Source organism: Brevibacterium iodinum ATCC 49514, from assembly GCF_900169265.1.
Classification (GTDB): Bacteria; Actinomycetota; Actinomycetes; order Actinomycetales; family Brevibacteriaceae; genus Brevibacterium; species Brevibacterium iodinum.
Window position 1 is genome coordinate 149,730 of sequence record NZ_FXYX01000002.1, and the last position, 26,961, is coordinate 176,690.

Below are 26,961 nucleotides of genomic sequence, written 5' to 3' on the forward strand. Positions count from 1 at the left end.
TCGGCTCAGGCCTCTTCGGATTCGTTCGAGCTGACGTCCTTGAAGGAGATGCCGTCCTTCTTCATCTTCACGAGTGAGGCGATGGTGGCCACCACCATGGCGAGGACGATGACGGTCAGCGACAGCCACGTCGGCACCTCGGGGATCGAATGACCCCACGAGAGGAACTCCCACTCACTCGAATGCAGAGCGTGGATGATGAGCTTGACGCCGATGAAGCCGAGGATGGCAGCGATTCCGTAGTGGAGGTAGACGAGCTTGTCGACGAGTCCTCCGAGCAGGAAGTACAGCTGACGCAGACCCATGAGGGCGAACACGTTCGCAGTGAACACGAGGAACGCGTTCTGAGTGACGCCGAAGATCGCGGGAATCGAGTCGAGAGCGAACATCACGTCGGTCGAGCCGATGGCGATGAACACGATGAACATCGGGGTCCAGTACTTCTTGTTGTCGTCGAGGGTCACCCTCAGCTTGTTGCCGTGGTATTCGTCGACGACGTTGATCCGCTTGCGCAGGAACCGGATGAGACCGTTCTCGCCGTCCCCCTCGTCTTCGGAGCTGAAGGCCTGCCGGTAGGCGACGATGAGGAGGAAGATGCCGAAGATGAAGAAGACTTCGACGAAGGCGCTGATGATCGCCGCACCTGCGAGGATGAAGATGCCGCGGAAGATGATGGCGATGATGATGCCGACCATGAGCACTTCCTGCTGGTACTTCCGCGGTACCGAGAAGCTGCCCATGATGATGATGAAGACGAACAGGTTGTCGATGCTCAAGGAGTACTCGAGCAGCCAACCGGTGAGGAACTCGCTGCCGTGCTGGGCATCGCCGATGGCGAAGAGCGCGCCGGCGAAGACCAGCGCCAGGGCGACGTAGAAGGCGACCCAGATGCTCGCTTCGCGCATCGACGGGGTATGTGGTCGCTTGACGACCAGCAGGAGGTCGAAGACGAGGATCGCAACGACGATGGTTCCCGAGGTGATTATGAACCAGACGGGAATCGGAGATCCGCTCGCAGCAGCTGCGTTGCCGCCGGCTGCAAGCGTGGAGGACAGGATATCCATGGATGCCTTTCGTGGTGAACAGGATGTATCCAGGTCGAAAGTCTCTCCCACGCGATGAATCTGCGTGCGCTCCGCGTCCGGACCCCTGGTGGGGTCGTGGTGACGACCGCGGATGGACGGGATACTCCCTTTCGCCAGCACACCAGTATAAACACGCGGGCATCACTCGCGCGTCACCGGTGCGGATCAGGCGTGCCCGGCCTCCTTCATCTGGCGCAGCTCCTGCTTGAGGTCGGAGAGCTCATCGCGCAGTCGTGCGGCGAGCTCGAACTGCAGCTCCGCGGCGGCCGAATGCATCTGCGAGGTCAGTGATTCGATGAGTTCTGTGAGGTCAGCCGCCGGCGGGCGCAGCGAACCGGGCTTGCCGGCGGCTTCCCTCTGTTCGTCGGTCAGGGTCGAGTTGTAGCCTCGTTTGCCCTTGCCGTAGTCGAACTCGGTGAGCAGCTCTCGAGTGTCCTCGTCCTCACGCTGCAGTCGTTCGGTGATGTCTGCGATCCGCTTGACCAGCGGCGCCGGATCGATTCCGTGCTCTTCGTTGTAGGCGATCTGGATGGCGCGCCTGCGGTCGGTCTCGTCGATGGCGGTGCGCATCGAATCCGTGATCGTGTCGGCGTACATGTGCACCTGGCCGTTGAGGTTACGTGCGGCACGACCGATCGTCTGGATGAGCGAGGTCGACGACCGTAGGAAGCCTTCCTTGTCGGCATCGAGGATCGCCACGAGGGAGACCTCGGGAAGGTCGAGGCCCTCACGCAGGAGGTTGATGCCGACCAGCACATCGAATTCGCCCGCGCGCAGCTCTGTGAGCAGCTCCACACGTCGCAGAGTGTCGACGTCGGAGTGGAGGTACTGGACGCGGATATCGTGTTCGAGCAGATAGTCGGTGAGATCTTCGGCCATCTTCTTCGTCAGGGTCGTCACGAGCACACGCTCATTCGCGTCGACACGGGTCTTGATCTCGTCGAGCAGGTCGTCGATCTGCCCCTTCGTCGGCTTGACCTTGATCTCGGGGTCGACGAGTCCGGTGGGGCGGATGATCTGCTGGACGTATCCGTTGGCGTTGCCGAGTTCGAAGTTGCCGGGTGTGGCCGACAGGTACACGCTCTGTCCCACGCGCTCCCGGAACTCGTCGAACTTCAGCGGCCGGTTGTCCATGGCGCTGGGCAGACGGAAACCGTGCTCGACGAGGGTGCGCTTGCGCGACATGTCGCCTTCGTACATTCCGCCGATCTGCGGGACCGTGACATGGGATTCGTCGATGACGAGGAGGAAGTCCTCGGGGAAGTAGTCGAGCAGACAGTTCGGTGCCGAGCCGGGTGCGCGACCGTCGATATGCCGGGAGTAGTTCTCGATGCCGGAGGTGAAACCCATCGATTCCATCATCTCGAGGTCGTAGGTCGTGCGCATCTTCAGCCGTTGGGCTTCCAGCAGCTTGTTCTGCGATTCGAACTCGCTCAGCCGCTTCTGCAGCTCGTCCTCGATGCCGCTGATCGCGGTGGCCATCCGGTTCTCACCGGCGACGTAGTGGCTGGCCGGGAACACGTGGATGGTGTCCTCGTCGCGCACGATCTCGCCCGTCAGCGGGTGGAGGGTCTGCAGCGTTTCGATCTCGTCGCCGAAGAATTCGATCCGCAGCGCGAGCTCCTCGTACTGCGGGATGATCTCGACGGTGTCTCCTCGCACGCGGAAGGTCCCGCGGGTGAAAGCCATATCATTGCGGGCGTACTGCATCGACACGAAGCGTTTGAGCAGTTCGTCCCGATCGCATTCGTCGCCCTTGTGAAGGGTGACCATCCGGTCGACGTACTCCTCAGGAGTGCCGAGACCGTAGATGCACGACACCGTCGAGACCACGACGACGTCGCGTCTGGTGAGCAGCGAGTTCGTGGCCGAGTGCCGGAGACGTTCGACTTCGTCGTTGATCGAGGAGTCCTTCTCGATGAACGTGTCCGTCTGCGGCACATAGGCTTCCGGCTGGTAGTAGTCGTAGTAGGAGACGAAGTACTCGACCGCGTTGTTGGGCAGCAGCTGTCGGAACTCGTTCGCCAGCTGCGCGGCGAGAGTTTTGTTCGGCGCCATGATCAGGGTCGGTCTCTGCACCTGCTCGATGAGCCATGCCGTCGTCGCCGACTTGCCTGTGCCGGTGGCACCGAGGAGGACGATGTCCCGCTCTCCCGCGTCGAGCCGGTCGGAGATCTCTCGGATCGCCGTCGGCTGGTCACCGGAGGGAGAGTACTCGGAGACGACCTCGAAGGGCGCCACCTCACGGGTGACGTCGGGGCGGTGGCCGATCGCTGGCAGGGGGCGTTCTGAGCTCATAGTCCAACCCTAGCCCCCGCCCCTGACATTGGGCAGACCGGAGTCGGAACGACAGCCTCGGCGAAGTGTCCGCCGACGTGGGTCAGCGTGTCAGTCGAAGCTGTCGGGCACCAGTCGGCGGCGCATCTGCAGGAAGTACGGTTCCTTCGATTCCGCATATGTTCGTATCATCTGCCCGTTCGTCCCGCCCGCAGCCTTGGCTTCGGCCACACGGTCTCTCTTCAACTCGAGGTAACGGTCCCGCTCGCCCGTGTCCGCGATGAGCAGGTCACGGAATGCGCGGGCGAAGCGCACACCGACCGAGTCCGCAGTGCGCACATGCAGATCGACGGCGCGGCCGGGGTCCGTGTTCGCGTGGAACCATTTCCCTTCGGTCGACTCTTCGCCGAGATGGTCGCTCGTCTCGGCACCCGGATAACCGAGTTCGGCCAGTCGGGGTGCCAGCTCCCTGGCGGCGGTGAGATCGGGGACGAGGAGCTGCAGATCGATGACGTCCATGGCGGGCAGTCCCGGCACAGAGGTGGAGCCGATATGTTCGATGGCGAACTTCTCGCCCGTTCCGTGTCGCAGCTTCCTGATCGCTCTCTGTGCGTCACCGATCCAGTCGGCCTCCGCGGGATCGACGAGTTCGAGGGCTGCCTTCGGTGCCCGCTGCCCGGACGCGAGATTGGCGGCGAAGGGGCGGATCCGCGATTCGATGAGCCGGGCGACCGCGGCCTTCGTCTCTTCGACGGGACCGGAGTTGTCGATGATGACATCGCAGGCTGCTCGGCGGGTGTCGTCATCGGCTTGGCGCGAGATCCGTGCGGCGGCGTCGTCGCGGTCCATTCCGCGGGAGTCCATGAGCCGCTGCAGACGCACCTCGGCGGGCACGTCGACGAGGAGATTGAGGTGGTAGGCCGGTGTCATGTCGTTCTCGACGAGCAGCGGGACGTCGTGGACGACGATCTCGGCCTCGGCGTGTCTGGCGAAGTGTTCGGCGGTGCGGTCGCGGATCGCCGGATGCATCAGGCCGTTGAGCCGTGCTGTGTGGTCGGAATCGACGAAGGCTGCCGCGGCCAGTGCCGGCCGGTCGAGCGAACCGTCGGAGTGCAGCACCTGCGGCCCGAAGGCCTCGGCCAGCTTCTCAAGCAGCGGCTGTCCGGGTTCGACGACTTCGCGGGCGATTCTGTCGGCGTCGACGATTACTGCCCCGTGTTCGACGAGCATTGCGGACACCGTTGACTTTCCGGCGCCGATTCCGCCGGTGAGACCGATTCTCAGCATGGGATCATCCTACTGATCCAGTCGGTAGACCCGCACTCCCTCATCGGCGAAGATCGGATCTCCGACGGCGGCATCGAGGAATGCCGCATACTCTCCCTCACCTCCCGGCAGGAGCGGAGCTTCGGGGGCGAGGACGATGAAGTCGACCCCGGTCTCCCTCAGTTCGGCGACCGCCGAGGCGACTTCCGGGCTGTCCGCGCCCGGCATGGGCTCCCCGTCGAAGACGGAGCCGTGCAGGAGTTCGTCGAGGGCATCCTCGGGGGCGGAATACGTCACCGGCGATTCCGGGCTCGAACCGATGAAGTAACCGCCGGTCTCGCGGTAGCGGAATCCGCTCACCGACTGCCACACCATGGCTTCGTCGGCGTGGGGCTCGGCCCATGCGAGGGGGCGGGGGAAGGTTTTGACGACGGATCCGGCGGGGATCACCTCGGCGATGGAGTGCTCGTAGAAGTCCGGAACTGTCACCTCATGGGCGGTCTGCGGAGCGGGGAGGATGGCAACGGCGGCGAGGACGAGCAGGATGAGGAAGGCGCGGGCGCGACGCAGTCTATGGTGGTTCAGCGCCCATTGGAGGCCGATGCCGAGCACGGCGAAGAGCGCGATCGTCGAGTGGAGGACGAGCCGCATGGGCAGGATGTTGTTGAGTACGGGGATGGCTTCGATGAGGGCGAACGGACCGGTCTCGAGGGCGATTCGGCCGCGAAGGAGAATCGGTGAGCCGAGTGCCAGCAGACCGACGAGGATGCCGGTGCTCGTAGCGATGCGCACCGGCACCTCGTGCGCGGATCGTCGGGCGAGGCCGAGGACGATGAGCACAGCCGCCGCCAGTGCTGGTGCGCCGACGTAGGCGCCGAGTTCGGCGGGGTCGATCTCCATGATCCGGGGCAGAGGGGACACTCCGGAACTCAGCCAGGCCGGGGCTGCGGGCAGGATCGGGTCGAGCAGGTCGGTGTTCCATACTCCGTGTGGGCGGATGACGCCCTGTGGGGCGTTCGGTCCGGACATGGTCACCAGCAGCGGGATCGCACACAGCATGGCGATACACCCGGCGACTGCGGAACCGAGACCGAGGGCGACCCATGACCGGGCGCGGTAGAGGCGGCGTCCGAAGACGCCGAGGCTGGCCAGGAAGCAGAGTGCCGCGAGGAAGGTTCCGGCCAGAACTTCGGTGGAGACGTAGAACTGGAAGCCGAGGAGGAACCCGAAGCCTCCTCCGAGCAGCCACAGGCGACGGCTGCGCAGCAGAGAACGGCCGGAATCCACCTGTGTCGCGCGGCCGAGGTCGAGGAGAGCGAGGATCGCCCAGGCGGTCAGGGGCGGAGTGACGATATAGGCGAGGTTCGGGTGGCCGCCGAGCTGGGCGATGACATAGCTGGAGAAGCCGACCCCAGCAGCGGCGATGAAAGCGGGCAGACGGTCGAGGAAACGGCGGAAGAGCACGGCTGCGGCCAGGCTGCCGAACACCGGGAAGGCGAGGATGAGGAGGTTGTAGCTCACGATGGGGCCGGCCACCCACGTCACGGGAGCGAGCAGGATCGCGAACCCGGCGAGCGAGGTGTTCCAGGCTCCGTTGACTCCCCCGCCGAGGGCGTTCATCGATTCCGTGTACAGCAGGCCGCCGGTTTCCCCCGGTCCGAATCCGAGGATGTCTGCGAGAACCTGCGCGCCGTGCCCGAGCCACCAGATGAACAGTGAGGTGTCGTCATTGGAGGCGACGACGCTGCCGCCGGGGTCCGCGGCGACGGAGCCGAAGACGGTCAGGCTGCCGACACACAGGATGAGCGTGTACCACAGCCACGGGCGCAGGCGTGCCCGAGCCTTGGGGGCATACAGAAAGGGCTCCCGGCCTGCCGACCGGGAGCCCTTCTGGTGGCTGCTATCAGCTGCCTGCAAGCTTCTCACGCAGGGCTGCGAGAGCTTCGTCGCTGGCCAGGGTGCCCTCGTCGCTCGCCTCTTCGGAGGAGAACGATCCGGTGGCCGGAGCGGCTTCGGCAGATCCGACGGCATCGGCTGCGGAGGCCTCGGCATCCGCTGCGATGGCCTTGGCGACCTGCTTCTTGTGTTCTTCCCAGCGTTCCTGAGCGGCGGCGTACTGCTGCTCCCAGGTCTCGCGCTGAGCCTCGTAGCCCTCGACCCATTCGTTGGTCTCGGGATCGAAGCCCTCGGGGTACTTGTAGTTGCCTTCCTCGTCGTACTCCTGCGGCATGCCGTACAGAGCGGGGTCGAGGAACTCTTCGGCCTCGGGGTCGACGCCTTCGTTCGCCTGCTTCAGCGACAGCGAGATGCGGCGGCGTTCAAGGTCGATGTCGATGACCTTGACATAGATGGTCCCTTCGACCGAGACGACCTGCTCGGGCAGATCCACGTGGCGCACGGCCAGCTCGGAGATGTGGACGAGGCCTTCGATGCCGTCTTCGACGCGCACGAATGCACCGAACGGAACGAGCTTGGTGACCTTGCCCGGCACGATCTGTCCGATGACGTGCGTGCGAGCGAAGTGCTGCCAAGGATCTTCCTGGGTGGCCTTGAGCGACAGCGAAACGCGCTCACGGTCCATGTCGACGTCGAGAACCTCGACGGTGACTTCGTCGCCCACGGTGACGACCTCACCCGGGTGATCGATGTGCTTCCAGGACAGTTCGGAGACGTGGACGAGTCCGTCGACACCACCGAGGTCGACGAACGCACCGAAGTTGACGATGGAGGACACGACACCAGGACGGACCTGGCCCTTCTGCAGGGTCTGCAGGAAGTCGTGACGGACGGCCGACTGGGTCTGCTCGAGCCAAGCACGGCGCGACAGGACCACGTTGTTGCGGTTCTTGTCGAGCTCGATGATCTTGGCTTCGACCTGCTGGCCGATGTAGGGGGCGAGGTCGCGGACGCGGCGCATCTCGACCAGGGACGCGGGCAGGAAGCCGCGCAGTCCGATGTCGACGATCAGGCCGCCCTTGACAACCTCGATGACGGTGCCGGTGACAACGCCGTCGTCTTCCTTGATCTTCTCGATGTCGCCCCAGGCACGCTCGTACTGAGCGCGCTTCTTCGACAGCATGAGACGACCCTCTTTGTCTTCCTTCTGAAGAACGAGGGCTTCGATTTCGTCCCCGACCTCGACGACTTCGCCGGGATCGACATCGTGCTTGATGGAAAGCTCACGCGCGAGGATGACGCCTTCCGTCTTGTATCCGATGTCGACGAGGACTTCGTCACGGTCGACCTTGACGACTTCGCCCTCAACGATGTCGCCATCGTTGAAGTACTTGATGGTCTCATCGACGGCGGCGAGGAAATCCTCAGCGGTTCCGATGTCGTTGACAGCGACCTGCTTCGGCTGCACCGATTCCGGCGTGGTGGTGGTCATATAGGTAGGGACTCCGATGGAATATTGGTCCAGATCCGGTACCCTGGCGACAGGTCGTGTAAGTTGCCGCAAGAACCGAATCCGGTCTCGATTGCGAATTTGGACTTGTATGCACAGGCGCATACGGTTGTCAATGCTAGCACCTTATCGGGTGTGAATGCACGCCGAAGAGACGAATCATCACCACCTGGGGCCACGGAGGAACCATGAGCGAAGGAACTGACGGAGCCGAGGTCATCAGCGGTGGCTATCTCCCGATCGACGAAGAGGCTTCCGTCCGGGCCAATCGCAGCTATTGGGACAACTCGGCCGAGGAGTATCTCGCCGAACACGGCACGTTCCTCGGGGCTTCGGATTTCATCTGGTGTCCGGAAGGAATTCACGAATCCGATGTGCGCCTCCTCGGCGATGTCGCCCGGAAGCAGGTTCTCGAGGTCGGCTGCGGTGCCGGTCAGTGCTCCCGGTGGCTGGCCGAGCAGGGCGCGATCACCACAGGTGTCGATGTCTCCGCCGGAATGCTCGAGCAGGCCTCGCGTCTGCAGCGCGAACATCCCCTGAGCGCCGAGGCGACTCCGCCGACGTTCCTTCTCGCCGATGCCCGACAGCTGCCGTTCGCATCGAACAGCTTCGATCGCGCGTTCTCCTCCTACGGCGCCCTGCCCTTCGTCAAGGACGCCGAGGTCGTCTTCGCCGAGGTGGCCCGAGTGCTGCGCAACGGCGGACAGTGGGTCTTCTCGACGACTCACCCGATGCGGTGGATGTTCCCCGATGTTCCGGGTGAGGCCGGTCTGACGGTTGAGTACTCGTACTTCGATCGCACTCCGTACGTCGAGCTGTCTTCGGACGGTCAGCCGGTCTACGCCGAGCATCACCGGACGATGAGCGACTGGGTCCGTCTCCTCGTCGAGGCCGGCTTCACGATCGATTCGGTGACCGAACCCGAATGGCCCGACGAGAATCGGACCGCTTGGGGCGGCTGGTCGCCGCTGCGTGGTGCGCTCATGCCCGGTACCGCGATCTTCTCCACCACCCTGACCAAGGACTGACGGGGCCGGAATAGAGACGATCCTCAGCCGAGGACTGTGAAGGCCTTCGCCAGTCCCCCCGCGCCCGGTCAGCCCGGCGAGCACTGAACTTCCCTTTCCGCTCTGCACCGCGAGTTCCACGGCGATCGGCATGATCGTCGCATCCGCGTCTGCGGAGCTCAGTGCAGAGCGGAGATGTACCGGCTCGCGACTATCAGAGTGCCAGCCTTCGGCACACAGTGTCCTCGTTCAAACCGCCCTCGCCCCGCGTATCTCACCCGCCGCGCTCCCGTTCAAGCGCCCGCGCGGATGTCGTGTGGTACACGGCGCGCAAACTGCGGGGACGCGTGAACGAGCGCAGGCGAGACCCTTTTCTGCGCTTGTGCTTGAACGAGAGCGGCGGTTCAGTGGGCAGAGGTCAGTGGGCGGCGGCGTGCCAGGATCGTCCGGTGCCGACGTTGACGTCCAGAGGCACATCGAGTTCGAAGGCCGACCCCATCTCCTCCGTGACGATCGTCTTCACCTCATCGATCTCGTCCGGACGGACGTCGACGATGATCTCGTCATGGACCTGCAGCAGCATCGGCGAGCGGAGACCGTCCAGACGGCCGGCCACCTTGAGCATGGCGATCTTCATGATGTCGGCTGCCGAACCCTGGATCGGAGCATTGAGTGCGGCGCGTTCGGCCATGTCCCGCAGCTGCCGACGCTCGCTGTGCAGCGCCGGCAGATAACGACGACGGCCCATGATGGTCTCCGTGAACCCCTTCGCGCGAGCCTGCTCGACGATGTCGTCGAGGTAGTCCTTGACGGCACCGAAGCGTTCGAAGTACTGGTCCATCAGCCCCTTGGCTTCATCGACGCCGATCGCAAGCTGCCGGGAGAGGCCGTAGGCGGAGAGCCCGTATACCAGCCCGTAGGACATGGCCTTGACCTTCGAGCGCATCTCGGAGTCCACGTCGTCGATGCCGACTCCGAAGACCTTCGAGCCGACATAGGAGTGGAGATCCTCGCCGTCCTTGAACGCCTGGATGAGCGCGGCATCGCCGGACAGATGAGCCATGATCCGCATTTCGATCTGCGAGTAGTCGGCGGTGAGCAGAGTCCCCTCAGCCACCTCGGGGTCGGCGATGAAGATGTCTCGGATGCGGCGGCCTGATTCGGTCCGCACCGGAATGTTCTGCAGGTTCGGGTCCAGCGACGAAAGCCGTCCGGTGGCGGCCACGGTCTGCTGGTAGGTGGTGTGGATGCGGCCGTCGTCGGCAACAGTTTTGAGCAGTCCGACGACGGTCTGCTTGAGCTTCGTCGAATCCCGGTAGGCCAGCAGGTGTTGGAGGAAGGGGTGTTCGGTCTTGACGAACAGTTCGGCCAGGGCGTCGGCATCGGTCGTATAACCGGTCTTCGTCCGCTTGGTCTTGGGCATATCGAGTTCGTCGAAGAGCACGGCCTGCAGCTGTTTGGGAGAACCGAGGTTCACCTCGTGGCCGATCGCCTCATAGGCTTCCCCCGCGCTGGCTTCGGCCTGTTTCGTGAATTCGTCGATGAGGTTCGACAGTCCGGTCTCGTCGACGGCGATCCCGGTCGCTTCCATGCGCGCGAGCACGTGCACGAGCGGCAGTTCGATCTCGCGGTAGACCTCCGTCATGTTCGCGTCCTCGACGGCCTTCGCGAGCACCTCGTGAACCTCGAGCAGGGCGGCGGCACGTTGGCCGTGCGTAGTCGCCGCGGCATCCGAGTCGAGGTCGAGGGCCAGCTGTCCTGTATCGAACTCGGGTTCGCTGAGATCCATTCCGGCGCGGTCGGCGGCGATCTGACCGAGTTCGTAGGACCGGGCATCGGGAACGAGGAGGTAGGCAGCCAGGGCCGTGTCCCCGGCGATATCCGTCACGGACAGTCCCATCGACTCCCACGCTTTGATCTGCAGCTTCGAACTGTGGAGGATGAGCGAATGCCCGCCCAGGGTGGAACCGAGCGCGCCGACGGCCTTCTGCCCCGCCTCGGCGAGGTCGACGACCCAGGCCTGGCCGGGTTCGGCGGAGACCGCCAGGGTCCGTGCCTGACCGTGTCCGAGTTCGAAGGAGGCGTCGGAATCAAGCGCCAGCACATCGTGGTCGGCGATCTTCGTCAGCAGAGTGTCGATGTCGACGGTCTCGATGTTCGTCTCGCGTGTCGGTGCCGGCTCGGACTCGGCTCCGGCCTCGGGGAAGATCGCGGCCAGACGCTTGCCGAGGGCCTGGAACTCGAGTTGGTCGAACAGGCTCGACAGCTCGGCCGGGTCGCCTTCGCCCCAGGCCAGGTCGTCGAACTCCAGTCCCAAGTCGACGTCGTCGAGGAGGCGGTTGAGTCGGTAGTTCCGCTCCACCTCGCTGATATGGTCGCGCAGCTTCTCACCGACCTTGCCGCCGATCTTGTCGGCGTTGTCCAACACCCCGGGCAGATCGACGTGTGCGGTGAGCCATTTCGCGGCGGTCTTGTCACCGACTCCGGGCACACCGGGCAGATTGTCGGCCTTCTCACCGACGAGCGCGGCCAGCCCCCGGTAGTTCGCGGGGCTCACCCCGTACTTCTCCTCGACCGCGGCCGGCGTCATCCGGTTGAGGTCGCTGACTCCGCGTTTCGGGTAGAGGATCGTCACCCGGTCGGAGACGAGTTGGAACGAATCCTTGTCTCCGCTCATCACCTCGACGAACGAGCCGGCGTCCGTGCCCATCTTCGCCATCGTCGCCAGAACATCATCGGCCTCGAACCCCTCCTTCGTCACCACCCGGATGCCCATCGCCGTGACGATGTCCTTGATGAGGTCGATCTGCGGATGGAACTCGGGCGGAGTCTTCGCCCGTCCGGCCTTGTACTCGGGGTATTCCTCGAGGCGGAACGTCTGGCGTCCGAGGTCGAAGGCCACGGCCACGTGGCTGGGCTCTTCGTCGCGGAGGACGTTGATGAGCATGGAGATGAAGCCGTAGATGGCGTTCGTCGTCTGGCCGGTGCTGGTGGAGAAGTTCTCGACCGGCAGGGCGTGGAATGCCCGGTAGGCCAGGGAGTGTCCGTCGATGAGCAGGAGGGATTCGTTTGAGTGACTCACATGGCATAGCCTAGCGTTCGAAGCTGACTTGAAGGAGAACCGATGCTGCGTCCCGACGTGTCCCTGACCGCTCACACCTCCCCTGAGGAGATCGACACGCTGCTCGGGCAGCTTCGCACGCCGGGGTCAGGGGGTGAGCTGGCCGAGAGGATGGGAATCGAGTTCGTCGACCTCGCCCACGATCATGTCGTGGCCACAGCTCCGGTCGTCGGCAACCGGCAGCCGATGGGTCTCTTTCACGGAGGCGGCCACGTCGTTCTCGCCGAATCCCTGGCCTCGATGCATTCGTATCTGCTCTCCGGCGGTAAGAACGTCGTCGGGGTCGATCTCAACGCCACTCACCTGCGTGCCGCGCGAGCGGGCGTGGTGACTGGTCGCGCCGAGGTGCTCCACCAGGGACGCACGATCGTCTCCCATGAGGTGAAGATGACCGACGAGGCGGGGCGCCTGCTCTCGATCGTGCGGATCACCAATATGATTCTGAAGACCGAGCCGAAGGGCTGAGGCACGGCTCGTCCTCGGCGAAAGTCCACAGCGAAAGCAGAGGGCCGGCGAATCCATCTCGGGATTCGTCGGCCCTCTCGGGTTCCGGATCCGGACCGTGACCGGTCCGGGAGGTGATTACTTCTTCGTGCCGATCTGTTTGAGCACGGTCTCAGCGACCTCGCGCATCGTCAGGCGACGGTCCATCGAGGTCTTCTGGATCCAGCGGAATGCTTCGGGCTCGCTCAGACCCATGGAGGTCTGCAGCAGGCTCTTGGCGCGCTCGACGAGCTTGCGGGTCTCGAAGCGTTCGGTGAGATCGGAGATCTCGGACTCGAGCGAGCTGATCTCGGCATGACGCGAGAGCGCGATCTCCAGGGCCGGGATGAGGTCGGCCGAGGTGAACGGCTTGACGACATAGGCCATGGCACCCGCATCGCGGGCGCGCTCGACGAGCTCCTTCTGCGAGAAGGCTGTGAGCAGAACCACGGGGGCGATGCGGGCCCTGGCGATGCGCTCGGCGGCGGAGATTCCGTCGAGGATGGGCATCTTGATGTCCATGACGACGAGGTCCGGGCGCAGCTCCTCAGCCAGGCGGATGGCGGATTCGCCGTCCGCAGCTTCACCGACGACGTCATAGCCGACTTCGCGGAGCATTTCTACGATATCGAGACGAATCACGGCCTCGTCTTCGGCCACGACTACGCGGCGGACCGGCACGGACTCATCTGAAGTTGATTCTTCGCTGTTTGAAAGCACGGCACCAGTCTAGACCAGCCGCTCAGCGTCATGGCCAGCGGACCCGGAAGTTTATTCTGTGAGGGTGGCCACGGGCGGTGACGGTGGCCACCGGAGGGCATCCTCGGCGGGTGGCGATTGTGCAATCGGTCCGCGCGCGCAGTAGAATCGTCCCCGTTGCACAGGCGGTCCGCAAGGGACTGCTCGTGACGAGCCGGATTGGCGGAATCGGTAGACGCGGTGCACTCAAAATGCATTGTCGAAAGACGTGCGGGTTCGAGTCCCGCATCCGGTACAGACGAAGGCACTGTCGAACGTGATGTCGACAGTGCCTTCTGCATTTCCCCGGGTGACGGCGGCTCCAACTCCCGAATCCAGGTCGCAATCGGACATTTCGTGCGGCGGAATGTCTCCGATGGTGACCTGGATTTGCCCTCAGAGAGATGGGGCGGGTTCAGTTCACGCGAAATCACTGGCCTGTGCGCAGGTCGAGGGAGTACAGCAGCGTGTCGTATCGCTTCTCCCCCACCGCCACGAAGCCCGGGAGTCGTCCGTATCGGGTGAAGCCGAGGGATTCATAGAGGCCGATGGCGGCCGCATTGTCCCCACGCAGGGCGAGAGTGACCACTTCCGTGCCCGTGATGACGTGCCGCCCGAATGGGCGCCTCCATCAGCTTCCTGCCCGCGCCCTGACTTTGAGCGTCCGGGGCGACGGCCACCTTTTCGATGTCGACCTGGGGGCGGATCGGCGCGCGAGCGTACCGATTCCAGTACGCGAAGCCGGTGATCTCGGTTCCGGTGCGAGCGATTGCGGCAGCGGAATCCCCGGTGTCAGTGCCCGCAGCCAGGCAGCCGACGAGATCCGCGATCTCCTCGACAGTCGGAGCTGAGACCCAGCCGAGAGCGGCACCTGAATCGACGAGGCGGCCGCGCAGCGATGTCACCTGCAGGACATCGTGCTCGGCCACCCCCTCGGCTGGGAGAAGATCAACTCTGACTGCGGACGTCCTCGGTGCGGGTCTCGTCGACATCTGCGTCCTCCTCGGTCGGAACGTAGCCGTTGATGCGCAGGGCATCGTAGCGTTCGACGTCCAGGATCTCATGCCGCTTGGCAACGATGGCCGGGACGAGTGCCTGACCGGAGACGTTGAGCGCGGTACGGCCCATGTCCACGATCGGCTCGATGGCCAGCAGCAGTCCGACGCCCTCGAGGGGCAGACCCAGGGTCGACAGGGTCAGGGTGAGCATCACGGTCGCACCTGTCGTGCCGGCCGTTGCGGCCGAGCCGATGACAGCGACGAAGATGATGAGCAGGTACTGGATGAGGGAGAGATCGATGCCGAAGAACTGAGCGACGAACACGGCGGCGATGGCCGGATAGATCGCGGCACAGCCGTCCATCTTCGTCGTCGCACCGAAGGGCACGGCGAAGGCGGCGTAGGAGTGGGGCACCCCGAAGTTGTCGGTGGCGACCTTCTGCGTCACGGGCATGGTGCCGATCGACGACCGGGAGACGAATCCCATCTGAGTGGCCGGCCAGACTCCGGAGAAGTACTGGCGCACCGACAGCCCGTTGGCGCGAGCCAGGGCCGGATAGACGATGAAGAAGACGATCGCGAGACCGATGTAGACGGCGACGACGAACCACAGCAGCGAGCCCATCGTCGACCAGCCGTAGGAGTTCACTGCGTTGCCGATGAGGCCGAGGGTACCGATCGGGGCGATGCGCACGATCCACCAGACGACCTTCTGGACCACGGCCAGGGCCGCCTCGGTGAACTGGAGGAACGGCTCTGCGGCCTTGCCGACCTTGACCGCGGCGATGCCGATGGCACCGGAGACGATGATGAGCTGGAGGATGTTGAAGTTGACCTCGGAGGTCATGACTCCGGCGTCATCGGGTGCGGTGGCCACCTCGAGGCCGAGGAAGTTCACCGGGATCAGTCCGGTGAGGAAGCCCAGCCAGCTGCCCTGGGAGTCGGGTGCACCGGCGTTGAGCGAAGCGGCATCGGCGTGGGCGCCGGGCTGCATGACGATGCCGATGATGAGTCCGAGGACGACGGCGATGAGAGCGGTGAGGGCGAACCACAGCAGGGTCGACATCGCCAGCCTGGCGGCGTTGGTGACCTTGCGCAGGTTGCCGATGCTCGCGATGATCGCGGTGATGACCAGTGGGACGACGGCAGCCTTGAGCAGTGTGACATACGACGAGCCGATGGTGTCCAGGGTCTGGCCGAGCCAGTTGTCAGTGGTGTCGCTGACCGGTCCCCATGAGCGGGCGATGAGCCCGAGGATGACACCGGCGATGAGTGCGATAGTCACCTGCACTCCGAATGACTTGCTCCACGCGGGCAGTCTCATTGAATTCCTCTCCTAGCAGGTCCTCCCCTCTGAGATTCGCAGGGAGGATTGGGCAACAGAGAGCACAACTGTTGAGCAATTTCCAAAATTCCCTGGACCCCAGTGATCTGTCTCGCAGTTTGGAATCGGTCCACGCTCGGTCCCGGACACAGAGACGCCGACGGCGCCCGCCCCGGGGTCATGGGGCAGCGCCGCCGGCGTTTGAGCCTGGTGGCGGTCAGTGGCGGGGCGAGTGGCCTTCGCGCACGATCGGCACTTCACGGGTGATCGGCGCTTCGGCCACGACTCCGTATCCGGCCAGCGGATCCTCTTCCGAGTCCGAGGCGTCCTGATAGGCGGCCGTCACACCCTTGGCGGCATCACCGATGGTGTGGATGCGCAGGGCGTTCGTCGAACCGGGGATCCCGGGAGGCGAACCGGCCACGAGGATGCTCTGATCGCCTTCGCGGGCAGTGCCGTCCGCGAGCAGAACGGCGTCGACCTGGCGCGCCATCTGGTCGGTGTGGCGCACGGTCTTCACAAGGTACGGGCGCACTCCCCAGGTCAGCGCCAGCTGGTGGCGGACCTGCGGGTCGGGCGTGAAGCCGAGGATGGGCCAAGCAGGGCGCAGCCGCGACATGCGCCGCACGGAGTCGCCGGTCTGTGAGAAGGTGCACAGGAGGTCGATATCGAGCTGCTCAGCAATCTGCACGGCAGCGGCGGTGACGGCTCCGCCCTTCGTGTGCGGGACGGTGCCCAGTGCCGGGATCCGCTCGAGACCGTGTTCTTCGGTGGAGCCGATGATCCGGCTCATCGTCCGGATCGCCTCGACCCAGTGCGCACCGACCGAGGTCTCACCGGAGAGCATGAGCGCATCGGCGCCGTCGAGGACGGCGTTCGCGCAGTCGCTGGCCTCGGCGCGGGTGGGCCGCGGCGCATCGATCATCGTCTCGAGCATCTGCGTGGCCACGATGACGGGCTTGGCCTGCTGGCGGGCGATCTCAACGGCCCGCTTCTGCACGATCGGCACCTGTTCGAGCGGCAGTTCGACGCCGAGGTCGCCGCGGGCGACCATGATTCCGTCGAAGGCATCGATGACCTCATCGAGCTGGTCGACGGCCTGCGGCTTCTCGAGCTTGGCGATGACCGGAGCCGTGATGCCGACTTCGTCCATGACCGCGCGCACATCGTTCATGTCCTCAGGGCTGCGGACGAAGGACAGGGCCACCCAGTCGAAGCCGAGCTGAAGTCCCCATTTGAGATCGTCGACGTCTTTCTCCGACAGAGCGGGGACGGAGACCGGGACGCCGGGGAGGTTGATGCCCTTGTGGTTGGAGATGGTTCCGCCGATCTCGACCTCGGTGACCACGTCGGTGTCGGTCACCTCGGTGGCGCGCAGGCGCAGGCGCCCGTCGTCGATGAGCAGCGGATCGCCCACGGAGACGTCTTCTGCAAGGGTCGGCAGGGTCGTGGATACGAGTTCTGCGCTGCCGGGGACCTCACGGCTGGTGATGGTGAAGGTGGCCCCTTCGACGAGCTCTTCCTTCCCGTTGGCGAAGGTGCCCACGCGGATCTTCGGACCCTGCAGGTCCAGCAGGACGGCGACGGGGCGTCCGGTGTCGAGTGCGGCCTGGCGGACCCAGGCGAACTTCTCTTCGTGCTCTTCTCGTTTTCCATGGCTCAGATTGAATCGGGCGACATCGACGCCCTCATCGACTAGCTCGCGGATCTCTTCATAGGAGTTCTGGTTCGGACCTAAAGTTGCGACTATCTTTGCACGCCTCATACGCTCCACCCTACCTAAAGTCTCTGCGGGCGGTTTCCACCGCGCTACGCTGGTCACGGGCGGTGATAGTGCGGCACTTCGCTGTGCCGCACCACCACCCTTTCTCAATTTCTGACATGCATTATCTTAGCATTTGAACCCTTCGTCGGTGGGCCGCACGGGTGCCGGAAGCCGCGTCGACCCGGTCAGGAACCGGTCGACTTCCGCGGCCGCGGCACGGCCTTCCGCAATGGCCCAGACGATGAGCGACTGTCCGCGTCCGGCATCGCCGGCGACGAAGACTCCCGGCTGCGCCGCATAGTCTTCGGCCCGTTCGAATGCCCCACCTGCACCGGCGTCGAGATCGATCTGCGCGGTCTCCGGTCCGCTGAATCCCAGTGCCAGCAGCACGAGATCGGCCGGGATGACGTGCTCGGTGCCCGGTGTCGGGATGCGGCGGCCGTCGGCGAACTGCGTCTGTGCTACCTCGATTCCGCTCACCTTGCCCGAATCGTCTCCGACGAACCGCGTCGTCGAAGCCAGATACCGCCTGGTTCCGCCCTCCTCGTGTGAGGATTGGACCTCGAAGATCCGCGGCACCGTCGGCCACGGCGAGTCGGCACCGCGGTCGACCGGCGGCTGGGCGCCGATGGCCAGTGTCGTCACCGAGGCGGCTCCCTGGCGCAGAGCCGTGCCCAGGCGGTCCGCTCCGGTGTCGCCGCCGCCGATGATGACGACGTGCTTGCCGGCCGCATCGATGAACGGTGCCGAGTCTGTCGCCGAGGCCGCGTCGGACGCCTGTGCCCGGTTGGACGGCACGAGGTAGTCCATCGCGAATTCGATTCCGTCCAGTCCGCGCCCCGACAGCTCCATATCGCGCGGCACGGTGGCTCCGGTCGCCACGAGCACAGCGTCGAAGCGAGTCTGCAGTGCGGCGAAGTCGATGTCGCGGCCGATCTCGACTCCGGTTTCGAACCGAGTGCCTTCGGCACGCATCTGGGTCAGGCGGCGGTCGATATGGTGCTTCTCGAGTTTGAAGTCCGGGATGCCGTAGCGAAGCAGTCCGCCGAGGTGGTCCTCGCGTTCGAAGACGACGACCGTGTGCCCGGCTCGGGTCAGCTGCTGAGCGGCGGCGAGTCCGGCCGGTCCGGAGCCGATGACGGCGACGGTGTGCCCGGTGATCCTGTCGGGGACGTCGGGGGTGATGAGTCCGGCGGCGAATCCGTCGTCGACGATGGAGACTTCGACCTGTTTGATCGTCACGGCGGGTTGGTTGATGCCGAGCACGCAGGCGTTCTCACACGGTGCCGGGCAGGCCCGGCCGGTGAACTCGGGGAAGTTATTCGTCGCGTGGAGCAGTTCCACAGCGCGGGAGAGCTCCCCGCGATACATGGCGTCGTTGAACTCCGGAATGAGGTTGCCCAGCGGACATCCTTGGTGGCAGAAGGGCACTCCGCAGTCCATGCAGCGAGAAGCCTGTCGGCGCAGCTGTGCCGGATCACCCTTTTCGTAGACCTCGGAGTAGTCCATGAGCCGGATCGGCACGGGCCTGCGCGCAGGGAGTTCGCGTTCGGTGGTGGTGAGGAATCCTCGCGGATCAGCCATGTGCGGCCTCCAGAATGGTCTGCCAGGTGTTCTCGGAATCGGCAGTTTCGCCGCGGTTCTCGAGCTCTTCCTGGATGTCTTTGATTCGCGCATAGGCGACGGGAATGATCTTGGTGAAACGGGACAGGATGTCCTGCCCGCGGTCGAGTCCGGCCAGCAGTTCGCCGGCCAGCGGAGAACCGGTCGCCGCGACATGGTCGCTGAGCAGTCTCTGCAGGATCGGCACATCGGAGTCGCCGATGCCGCCGAATCTGAAGACGCCAGCGGCTCGTTCCTTCGGGTTGAGTCGACTGGGGTTGAAGTCGAGGACGAAGGCCGTGCCTCCGGACATCCCGGCCGCGAAGTTGCGTCCGGTGGGTCCGAGGATGACCGCCACTCCCCCGGTCATGTATTCGAGTCCGTGGTCTCCGATGCCTTCGACGACGGCTTCGACGCCCGAGTTGCGTACGAGGAATCTCTCGCCGACCGTTCCGGACAGGAATATCGACCCGGACGTCGCGCCGTAGCCGATGACGTTGCCGGCGATGACATTGTGTTCCGGTCGGGTGGAGTTCTCCGGGCGCGGCGCGACGCTGATCGTGCCGCCCGACAGTCCCTTCCCGACGTAGTCATTGGCGTCGCCGCGCAGATCGATGCTCACACCGCGCGGCATGAAGGCGCCCAGGGACTGGCCGGCCGTGCCGTTCAGGGATACGCGCACGGTTCCCGAGGGCAGCCCGTCCGCGCCGTGGGCCTGAGTCACTCGGTGGCCCAACAGGGTGCCGACCGACCGGTCCGTATTCTCCACCTCGGCATTCAGGTGCACCGGGGAGCCGGCAGCGACAGCCGCTCCTGCCTGCTCCAGCAGTCGAACGTCGAGTTCGCCCGCGAAGTCACGTGGTGTGCGCGTCTGGCTCACCCTCGCCGAGGCGGGAGCGCCGTCGAGATCGGTCGGAACCGTCAGGATCGGGGTCAGGTCGAGATCCAGTCCCGAGGCGGCCGCCCGATCTGCGTCGATGCGCAGACGTTCGACGGCGCCGATCGCCTCGTCAAGGCTGCGCAGTCCCAGCTGTGCGAGGTAGCCGCGGACCTCCTCCGCGATGAAGGTGAAGAAGTTCACGACGTGGTCGGCCTGACCGTGGAACCGTTCGCGCAGCTTCGGGTTCTGCGTGGCCACGCCGACCGGGCAGGTGTCCTGGTGGCAGACCCGCATCATGATGCATCCGGAGACGACGAGGGCAGTGGTGGCGAAGCCGAATTCCTCTGCCCCGAGCAGGGCGGCGATGATGACGTCGCGACCGGTCTTCAGCTGCCCGTCGACCTGAACGCTGATCCGTTCGCGCAGACCGTTGAGCACAAGAGTCTGCTGGGCTTCTGCCAGTCCGAGCTCCCACGGAGTTCCGGCGTGTTTGAGCGAGTTGAGAGGGCTGGCGCCCGTGCCCCCGTCATGGCCGGAGATGAGCACGACATCGGCTCCGGCCTTCGCCACTCCGGCGGCCACAGTCCCGACTCCGATTCCGGAGACGAGTTTGACGTGGACGCGGGCGGCCGCATTGGCCCGGCCGAGGTCGTGGATGAGCTGAGCGAGGTCTTCGATGGAATAGATGTCGTGATGCGGCGGCGGCGAGATGAGACCGACTCCGGGCGTGGCGTGGCGGGTCTTCGCGATCCACGGGTACACCTTCTCCCCCGGCAGCTGACCGCCTTCGCCGGGTTTGGCACCTTGGGCCATCTTGATCTGCAGGTCGTCGGCGGCGGTGAGGTAGTGGCTGGTGACGCCGAACCGACCGGAGACGATTTGCTTGATCGCCGACCGACGTTCCGGGTCGAGCAGGCGCTCGGTGTCCTCGCCGCCCTCGCCCGTATTCGACTTTCCGCCGATCCGGTTCATCGCGATCGCCAGCGTCTCGTGTGCTTCGGCCGACAGCGAGCCGTAGCTCATGGCCCCGGTGGAGAAGCGACGCATGATGGCTTCGGCGGGTTCGACTTCGGAGATGTCGATCGGTCCCGATTCAGTCGGGACCAGGTCGAAGAGCCCGCGCAGAGTCATCAGCTCGGCGGACTGTTCGTCGACGGCACGCGTGTACTGGCGGAAGATGTCGAAGCGACCGGTGGCCGTCGAATGCTGCAGTTTGAAGATGGTCTCCGGGTTGAACAGGTGCCCCGGGCCTTCCCTCCGCCACTGGAATTCTCCGCCGACGAGCAGGTTCCGGTGCGCCGGACGCGGATGGTCCTCACGATAGGCATCGGCGTGCCGCGCCGTCGTCTCGGCCGCGATGTCGTCCAGCGTCTTGCCGCCGAGCTGATGCGGGGTCGAGGTGAAGTGCTCATCGATGACCGAATCGGCCAGTCCGAGAGCCTCGAAGGTCTGCGCCCCGTGGTAGGACTGGACGGTCGAGATGCCCATCTTCGACATGATCTTCAGCAGGCCCTTATTCAGCGCCGTGAGCACATTGGCCACGGCCGCTTCGGCGCTGATGCCTCGGATCCGTTCGGACGTGACAAGATCCTCGGCCGATTCCATCAGCAGATACGGGTTGACCGCCGAGGCGCCGAAGGACACAAGCGTGGCCGCATGGTGGACCTCGCGAACATCTCCGGCTTCGACGATGATGCTCACCTGCGTGCGGCTGCGCTCGCGGACGAGGTGGTGGTGCAGGGCGGAGGTGAGAAGCAGCGACGGGATCGGCGCGTATTCCGAGTTCGACTCCCGGTCCGTGAGGATGAGGAACACTGCGCCCTCGGCGACCGCGGCGCTCGCCTCCGCACACAGGTCGGCGAGGCGAGAAGCCATCGCGTCCTCACCGGCGCCGACCGGGTACAGACCCGACAGCGTCACCGAGGGACGGGTGATTCCCTCGCCGAGGTGGCTGCCTGACAGGTGCGCGATCGCCGTGAGCTCGTCGTTGTCGATCACCGGCCGCTCGAGCAGGATATGTGCGGAGTCCGGCCCGGTGGAGCACAGCAGGTTGCCTTCGCGGCCGATTCCGGCCGACATGCTCGTGACGATGTCCTCGCGGATGGAGTCCAGCGGCGGGTTCGTCACTTGGGCGAAGTTCTGGTGGAAGTGGTCGAAGAGCAGCCGAGGGCGGGTACTCAGCGCCGCGATCGCGGTGTCGCTGCCCATCGCGCCCAGCGGCTCGGCCCCGGTTTCGGCCATCGGGGCGATGAGCACACGCAGCTCTTCCTCCGTGTATCCGAAGGTCCGCTGTCGTCTCCGAACCGAGGCGCCGGGGTGGCTGACGTGGACGCGGGTGGGCAGTTCGGCCAGTCGGGTGGCCGAGGCGTCGACCCAATCCCGGTAGGGATGTTCGGTGGCGAGGCTGTTCTTGATCTCCGTGTCGGAGATGATGCGTCCGGCCTCCACATCGACGAGGAACATCCTGCCGGGGGTCAGGCGTCCGCGGGCGGTGACTTCGGCTTCGGGCAGGTCGACGACTCCGGCCTCGCTGGCGAGCACGACGGTGTCCTCGGTCATGATGTACCGGGCCGGGCGCAGGCCGTTGCGGTCAAGCACGGCTCCGGCGAGTCGGCCGTCGGTGAAGGCGACGCAGGCCGGCCCGTCCCAGGGCTCCATGAGCAGCGAGTGGTATTCGTAGAAGGCCCGCCGCTCCTCGGACATGGCCGGGTTGTTCTCCCAGGCTTCGGGAATCATCATCAGCATGGCCTGCGGCAGCGACCGGCCGGAGGCGACCATGAGTTCGAGTACCGAGTTGAAAGAGGCGGAGTCCGAGGCTCCGGCGGGAATGATCGGGAAGATCCGCTCGAGTCCCTTGGACGTCCCTGCGACCGGAGATTCGAGGAGGTCGCTGGCCAGGGCGGATTCGCGTGCCTGCATCCAGTTCCGGTTGCCGCGCACCGTGTTGATCTCGCCGTTGTGGGCGATCGTGCCGAACGGCTGTGCCAGCTGCCAGGAGGGAAAGGTGTTTGTGGAGAACCGGGAGTGGACGAGAGCGATCGCCGAGGTGAGGCGTTCGTCGCCGAGTTCGGTGAAGAAGCGGTCGAGCTGGGCCGTGGAGAGCATTCCTTTGAACGTCAGCGTCGTCGGCGTCAGCGACGGGAAGTAGAGGCCGGCGTTGTCGAGTCGCTTCCGCACGATGAACGCCCGGCGAGCGAGATCGTTCTCATCACGGGCGGGATGGTTCTCATCACAGCCGAAGAACACGTAGCGCATGGACGGCATGGTCTCGGCGGCGATCCGACCGAGCACTCCGGGGTCGACGGCCGCGGATTCCACGTGGAGGACCTGCAGTCCCTCTTCCGCGGCGATCCTGGACACGAGTGCGTCCTGATCGACGCCTGCGGCGTCAACGCTGAAATCGGGCTGCGTCTCCGGGGTGAGCGGGGCGGTGACGGCGTTGAGATCGGCTGCGTAGTCCTGAGCGAAGAAGCCGATGCCCATGGCATAGCTGCCCGGCGCCGGAAGTGAGATTCCGGATTCACCGAGAACGGCGGCGAAGTAGTCGTGCGGGATCTGGATGGTCAGTCCGGCACCGTCTCCGGTCCCGTCGTCGGAACCGATTCCGCCGCGGTGTTCGAGCCTGCGCAGAGCGTCGAGGGCCTGGGTGATGACCGTGTGGTCGGCTCCACCCCTGTAACGGGCGATGAGGGCCAGACCGCAGTTGTCGTGTTCGAGCGCCGGATCGTAGAGCCCGATGCGGCCAGGTGGGGCCGTGGTCTTGGGGGTCGACTGAGCGCTGTGGTTCATATGCTGCCTTCTCGGTGTTGAGTGCTTTCCGAAAAGACGGCGCTGTCCCTTGCGGTGTGGACAAGTCCGAAAAACAGCGTTTCCGAACCCGGCTGTGAGATCACTCTCACAGCCGGAGACCTAACTTACACCATGTGCAATTTCAGAAAAAGCAGACAAAGGCACGAACAGCGAACCAATTCGTCTCATTTGTTGGACGTTTGCGGGTTCTCTTCGTGGGAGGCAGGCGCCGAATTTCCGCGCACATCGGGCACGATCGAGATCGCCGAGGTCACGGCGCCGAAGAAACCGAAGCTGTGGCGACCACTGAGATCGATGTCTGATTCGCGCTCGATCTCCATATCGTCAGCTGCGGCGACGGGCACGTCCGCGCTCGCGCGGTCATCGGGGTCGGCCACCCGCGCTACGGAAGGCAGCGGGGCTCCGGAGGCTGCGGCCGCCTCGGCGATATTGGGTGCATTGATCTCAAAGGTGTGCTTTCCGCGGCGATGGCGGCGCAGCAGGGTCCGGGACCCGTGCATGTAGACACCGGTCTCATAAGTGCGGTGACGCAGTCGGGAGACGATGAGCCAGCCGAGGCCGAGGAGCAGGGCGAGGATGGCCGTCCACACGTTGAACGGCAGCCCGAGGAGCAGGCGCGCGTCCTCGGCCGCGGGGGTGCCGATCCGCAGGGCCTCGAGCAGAATGCGGCCGAGGCCGAACAGGCACAGATACAGGGCGAAGACCTGTCCGTAGCCGAGCCGGAGGCGTTTGGAGACGATGATGAGCACAACACAGGCGATGAGGTTCCACGCCGATTCGGTGAGCACCGTGACCAGTTCGAGGCGACCGTCGAACCAATCGCTGAAGGCTCCGGCGACGTGGCCGAGGATGAGCCCCGGTGCGACCGAGTCGAGCAGCGGTCGGAGCCTGATGCCTTGGATGCGGGTGAGCACCCAGACGGAGAGGAGACCGAGGATGGTGGCTCCCCAGAAGCTGAACCCGCCGTCCCAGACCGCCAGCGCCCGCAGCGGGCTGCCGTCGGGGCCGAAGTAGGTGTCCGGCGCCGAGAGCAGATGTCCGAGACGTCCGCCGATGATTGCCGCGGGCAGACCGACGACCGTGATGGCCCACAGGTCTCCCTTATGGCCGCCGCGGGCGCGCCATTGGATGCCTGTCATCCACAGCGCGAGCCCGATGCCGAGGACAGTGAAGACGACCCATGCCGGGCTGAAGCTCATGCACACCCTTCAGCGAGCTCGGCGGCGAGGCGACCGACTCCGGCCACTCCTTCGGAGTTCAGCGCCCGGACGAGGGCGGAGCCGACGATGACGCCGTCAGCGTATTCGGCGACCTCGGCAGCCTGTTCGCGGTTCGACACGCCGAGGCCGACGCAGGCGCGTTCGGCTCCGGCTTCCTTAAGCCGGGCGACGAGGTCGCGGGCATGGTTGTCGACTTCGGAGCGGACGCCGGTGACTCCCATGGTCGAGGCCGCGTAGACGAATCCGGAGCTGTGCTCGACGATGCGGGCCAGTCGCTCCGGCGTCGACGAAGGGGCGGCGAGGAAGATGCGGTCGAGGTGGTGCTTTTCCGAGGCGGCCAGCCATGGTCCTGCCTCCTCGGGGATGAGATCGGGGGTGACGATGCCGCCGCCTCCGGCGGAGGCGAGATCGCGGGCGAAGCTGTCGATGCCGTACTGGAGCACGAGGTTCCAGTAGCTCATGACGACGGCGGTGCCGCCGGCTGCTGCGATTGCTTCGACCGCGGTGAAGACATCGGAGGTGCGCACCCCGTTGTCAAGTGCCGCCTCACCGGCGCGCTGGATGACAGGGCCGTCCATTCCGGGGTCGGAATACGGCAGACCGACCTCGATGATGTCGACGCCGTTGCGGACGAGTTCGACCATGGCCTCTGTCGAACCGGCCACGGTCGGGAAGCCGACGGGCAGGTAGGCGATGAGTGCGGCCTTGCGGCCCGCCTCGGCGACGGCGTCGAGGGTGGTTCCTGTGCGTGGACCTGAGTACGTCATACCTGCACCGCTCCTTCGTCGATGTAGTCGAACCATTTCGCGGCGGTCGTCATATCCTTGTCGCCGCGGCCGGAGAGATTGACCAGCAGGACCGCGTCGGGTCCGAGCTCACGGCCGATGCGCATGGCTCCGGCCAGGGCGTGAGCGGATTCGATGGCAGGGATGATGCCCTCCGTGCGGGAAAGCAGTCGCATGGCCTCCATCGCCTCCTCGTCGACGACGGGTTCGTACGTCACGCGCCCGGTGTCGTGGAGGTGGGAGTGCTCGGGGCCGACCGACGGGTAGTCGAGTCCGGCGGAGACCGAGTGGGAGGCCTGCGTCTGACCGTCGGCATCCTGGAGGATGTAGGTGGCGGAGCCGTGGAGGACACCGGGGCGTCCGCCGGAGAACCGGGCGGCGTGATGGCCGGAATCGACTCCTTCGCCGCCGGCTTCGAAGCCGAAGATCTTCACGTCCGCATCGCCCAGGAAGGCGGCGAAGAGTCCCATCGCGTTCGATCCGCCGCCGACGCAGGCGCAGACGGCGTCGGGCAGGCGACCGGCCATCTCCTGGATCTGTTCGCGGGCTTCGACCCCGATGACGTTCTGGAAGGAGCGGACCATCGCCGGGAACGGGTGAGGACCGGCGACCGTGCCGATGACATAGTGGGTGTCATCGACGTTGGCCACCCAGTCGCGCATGGCTTCGTTCATCGCGTCCTTGAGAGTGCGGGTGCCGTTGGTCACGGCGTTGACCGTGGCTCCGAGCAGACGCATACGTGCGACATTGAGGGCCTGGCGCTGAGTGTCCTCCTCGCCCATGTAGACCACGCAGGACATGTCGAGCAGGGCCGCGGCGGTCGCCGTGGCGACTCCGTGCTGTCCGGCTCCGGTCTCGGCGATGAGACGGGTCTTGCCCATCCGCTTGGCCAGCAGAGCCTGCGCCAGGGCGTTGTTGATCTTGTGGCTGCCCGTGTGGTTGAGGTCTTCGCGTTTGAGGAACACTCGAGCACCGCCGCAGTGCTCGCCGAAGCGAGCGGCCTCGGTGAGCAGAGAGGGCCGGCCGATGTAGCTGCGCTGCAGAGTGAGGAGTTCGTCGGTGAAGGCCGGATCCACCTGGGATTTGCGCCAGGTCTCTTCGATCTCGTCGAGTGCCGGGATCAGCGCTTCGGGGATGAACCTGCCTCCGAACTCTCCGAAGTACGGTCCGGTCTCCTCGCTCAAATCGGTCATT

Annotated in this window: 18 protein-coding genes and 1 tRNA gene; 3 read left to right on the top strand and 16 right to left on the bottom strand. The window is 65.2% G+C overall.

Going from position 1 to position 26,961, the window contains the following annotated elements; all coding sequences use genetic code 11:
• Nucleotides 1-5 precede the first annotated feature (5 nt).
• The 5 genes from BI49514_RS03495 to rpsA form a co-directional block, all read right to left on the bottom strand.
• Nucleotides 6-1,064 carry a TerC/Alx family metal homeostasis membrane protein gene (locus BI49514_RS03495; RefSeq protein WP_101544323.1) on the bottom strand — a complete coding sequence of 353 codons (1,059 nt, stop codon included), beginning with the start codon at nucleotides 1,062-1,064 and terminating at the stop codon, nucleotides 6-8.
• Between the two features lie 186 nt (nucleotides 1,065-1,250).
• Nucleotides 1,251-3,383, bottom strand: a complete 2,133-nt coding sequence (gene uvrB, locus BI49514_RS03500; RefSeq protein ID WP_101544325.1) for an excinuclease ABC subunit UvrB — start codon at nucleotides 3,381-3,383, stop codon at nucleotides 1,251-1,253.
• A gap of 90 nt (nucleotides 3,384-3,473) precedes the next feature.
• Entirely contained in the window at nucleotides 3,474-4,649 is a 1,176-nt protein-coding gene (gene coaE / locus BI49514_RS03505; RefSeq protein WP_101544326.1) for a dephospho-CoA kinase, read from the bottom strand.
• A gap of 9 nt (nucleotides 4,650-4,658) precedes the next feature.
• Nucleotides 4,659-6,554 carry a hypothetical protein gene (locus BI49514_RS16475; RefSeq protein WP_180954348.1) on the bottom strand — a complete coding sequence of 632 codons (1,896 nt, stop codon included), beginning with the start codon at nucleotides 6,552-6,554 and terminating at the stop codon, nucleotides 4,659-4,661.
• On the bottom strand, nucleotides 6,532-8,016 hold the full coding sequence (rpsA, locus tag BI49514_RS03515) for a 30S ribosomal protein S1 (protein WP_101544328.1): 1,485 nt from the start codon (nucleotides 8,014-8,016) through the stop codon (nucleotides 6,532-6,534). Before rpsA ends, BI49514_RS16475 begins: the two co-directional genes overlap by 23 nt.
• Nucleotides 8,017-8,222: 206 nt before the next feature.
• Between rpsA and BI49514_RS03520 the strand changes: the two genes are divergently transcribed.
• Nucleotides 8,223-9,062, top strand: coding sequence for a class I SAM-dependent methyltransferase (locus BI49514_RS03520; RefSeq protein WP_101544330.1), 840 nt, complete (start codon nucleotides 8,223-8,225; stop codon nucleotides 9,060-9,062).
• Nucleotides 9,063-9,459: 397 nt separating this feature from the next.
• Here the strand turns inward: BI49514_RS03520 and polA are convergent, their stop codons facing one another.
• The gene (gene polA, locus BI49514_RS03525; protein ID WP_101544332.1) at nucleotides 9,460-12,123 is read right to left on the bottom strand and encodes a DNA polymerase I; all 2,664 of its coding nucleotides are present in this window, start codon (nucleotides 12,121-12,123) and stop codon (nucleotides 9,460-9,462) included.
• A 42-nt stretch (nucleotides 12,124-12,165) separates the two neighbouring features.
• On the opposite strand from polA, the gene BI49514_RS03530 reads away from it, so the two are divergent.
• Nucleotides 12,166-12,627 carry a PaaI family thioesterase gene (locus BI49514_RS03530; protein ID WP_101544333.1) on the top strand — a complete coding sequence of 154 codons (462 nt, stop codon included), beginning with the start codon at nucleotides 12,166-12,168 and terminating at the stop codon, nucleotides 12,625-12,627.
• Nucleotides 12,628-12,744: 117 nt separating this feature from the next.
• On the opposite strand, the gene BI49514_RS03535 is transcribed toward BI49514_RS03530, so the two are convergent.
• The gene (locus BI49514_RS03535; RefSeq protein WP_373284070.1) at nucleotides 12,745-13,365 is read right to left on the bottom strand and encodes an ANTAR domain-containing response regulator; all 621 of its coding nucleotides are present in this window, start codon (nucleotides 13,363-13,365) and stop codon (nucleotides 12,745-12,747) included.
• Between the two features lie 192 nt (nucleotides 13,366-13,557).
• Here BI49514_RS03535 and BI49514_RS03540 point away from each other — a divergent pair.
• Nucleotides 13,558-13,639: transfer RNA gene (locus BI49514_RS03540), tRNA-Leu, on the top strand.
• A 174-nt stretch (nucleotides 13,640-13,813) separates the two neighbouring features.
• Here BI49514_RS03540 and BI49514_RS16480 read toward each other — a convergent pair.
• From BI49514_RS16480 to trpB, 9 genes are all read right to left on the bottom strand, one after another.
• The gene (locus BI49514_RS16480) at nucleotides 13,814-13,972 is read right to left on the bottom strand and encodes a GNAT family N-acetyltransferase (protein ID WP_167443898.1); all 159 of its coding nucleotides are present in this window, start codon (nucleotides 13,970-13,972) and stop codon (nucleotides 13,814-13,816) included.
• Complete coding sequence (locus BI49514_RS17255) at nucleotides 13,920-14,447, bottom strand: GNAT family N-acetyltransferase (RefSeq protein ID WP_101544337.1); 528 nt, start codon at nucleotides 14,445-14,447, stop codon at nucleotides 13,920-13,922. The genes BI49514_RS16480 and BI49514_RS17255 overlap by 53 nt, the downstream gene beginning before the upstream one ends.
• Nucleotides 14,332-15,705, bottom strand: a complete 1,374-nt coding sequence (locus tag BI49514_RS03550; protein WP_101544338.1) for a dicarboxylate/amino acid:cation symporter — start codon at nucleotides 15,703-15,705, stop codon at nucleotides 14,332-14,334. The genes BI49514_RS17255 and BI49514_RS03550 overlap by 116 nt, the downstream gene beginning before the upstream one ends.
• 217 nt (nucleotides 15,706-15,922) lie before the next feature.
• Nucleotides 15,923-17,470 (bottom strand): pyruvate kinase, encoded by a 1,548-nt coding sequence (gene pyk, locus BI49514_RS03555; protein ID WP_101544340.1) that lies wholly within the window; start codon nucleotides 17,468-17,470, stop codon nucleotides 15,923-15,925.
• A gap of 126 nt (nucleotides 17,471-17,596) precedes the next feature.
• Entirely contained in the window at nucleotides 17,597-19,054 is a 1,458-nt protein-coding gene (locus BI49514_RS03560) for a glutamate synthase subunit beta (RefSeq protein ID WP_101544342.1), read from the bottom strand.
• Nucleotides 19,047-23,741: a glutamate synthase large subunit gene (gene gltB, locus BI49514_RS03565; RefSeq protein ID WP_101544345.1), complete on the bottom strand. Its 4,695-nt coding sequence runs from the start codon at nucleotides 23,739-23,741 to the stop codon at nucleotides 19,047-19,049. Before gltB ends, BI49514_RS03560 begins: the two co-directional genes overlap by 8 nt.
• A gap of 185 nt (nucleotides 23,742-23,926) precedes the next feature.
• Entirely contained in the window at nucleotides 23,927-24,961 is a 1,035-nt protein-coding gene (locus tag BI49514_RS03570) for a prolipoprotein diacylglyceryl transferase (RefSeq protein ID WP_101544347.1), read from the bottom strand.
• Nucleotides 24,958-25,749 carry a tryptophan synthase subunit alpha gene (trpA, locus tag BI49514_RS03575; RefSeq protein ID WP_101544349.1) on the bottom strand — a complete coding sequence of 264 codons (792 nt, stop codon included), beginning with the start codon at nucleotides 25,747-25,749 and terminating at the stop codon, nucleotides 24,958-24,960. The genes BI49514_RS03570 and trpA overlap by 4 nt, the downstream gene beginning before the upstream one ends.
• Nucleotides 25,746-26,960 (bottom strand): tryptophan synthase subunit beta, encoded by a 1,215-nt coding sequence (gene trpB, locus BI49514_RS03580; protein WP_101544351.1) that lies wholly within the window; start codon nucleotides 26,958-26,960, stop codon nucleotides 25,746-25,748. Before trpB ends, trpA begins: the two co-directional genes overlap by 4 nt.
• Nucleotide 26,961: the final 1 nt, after the last annotated feature.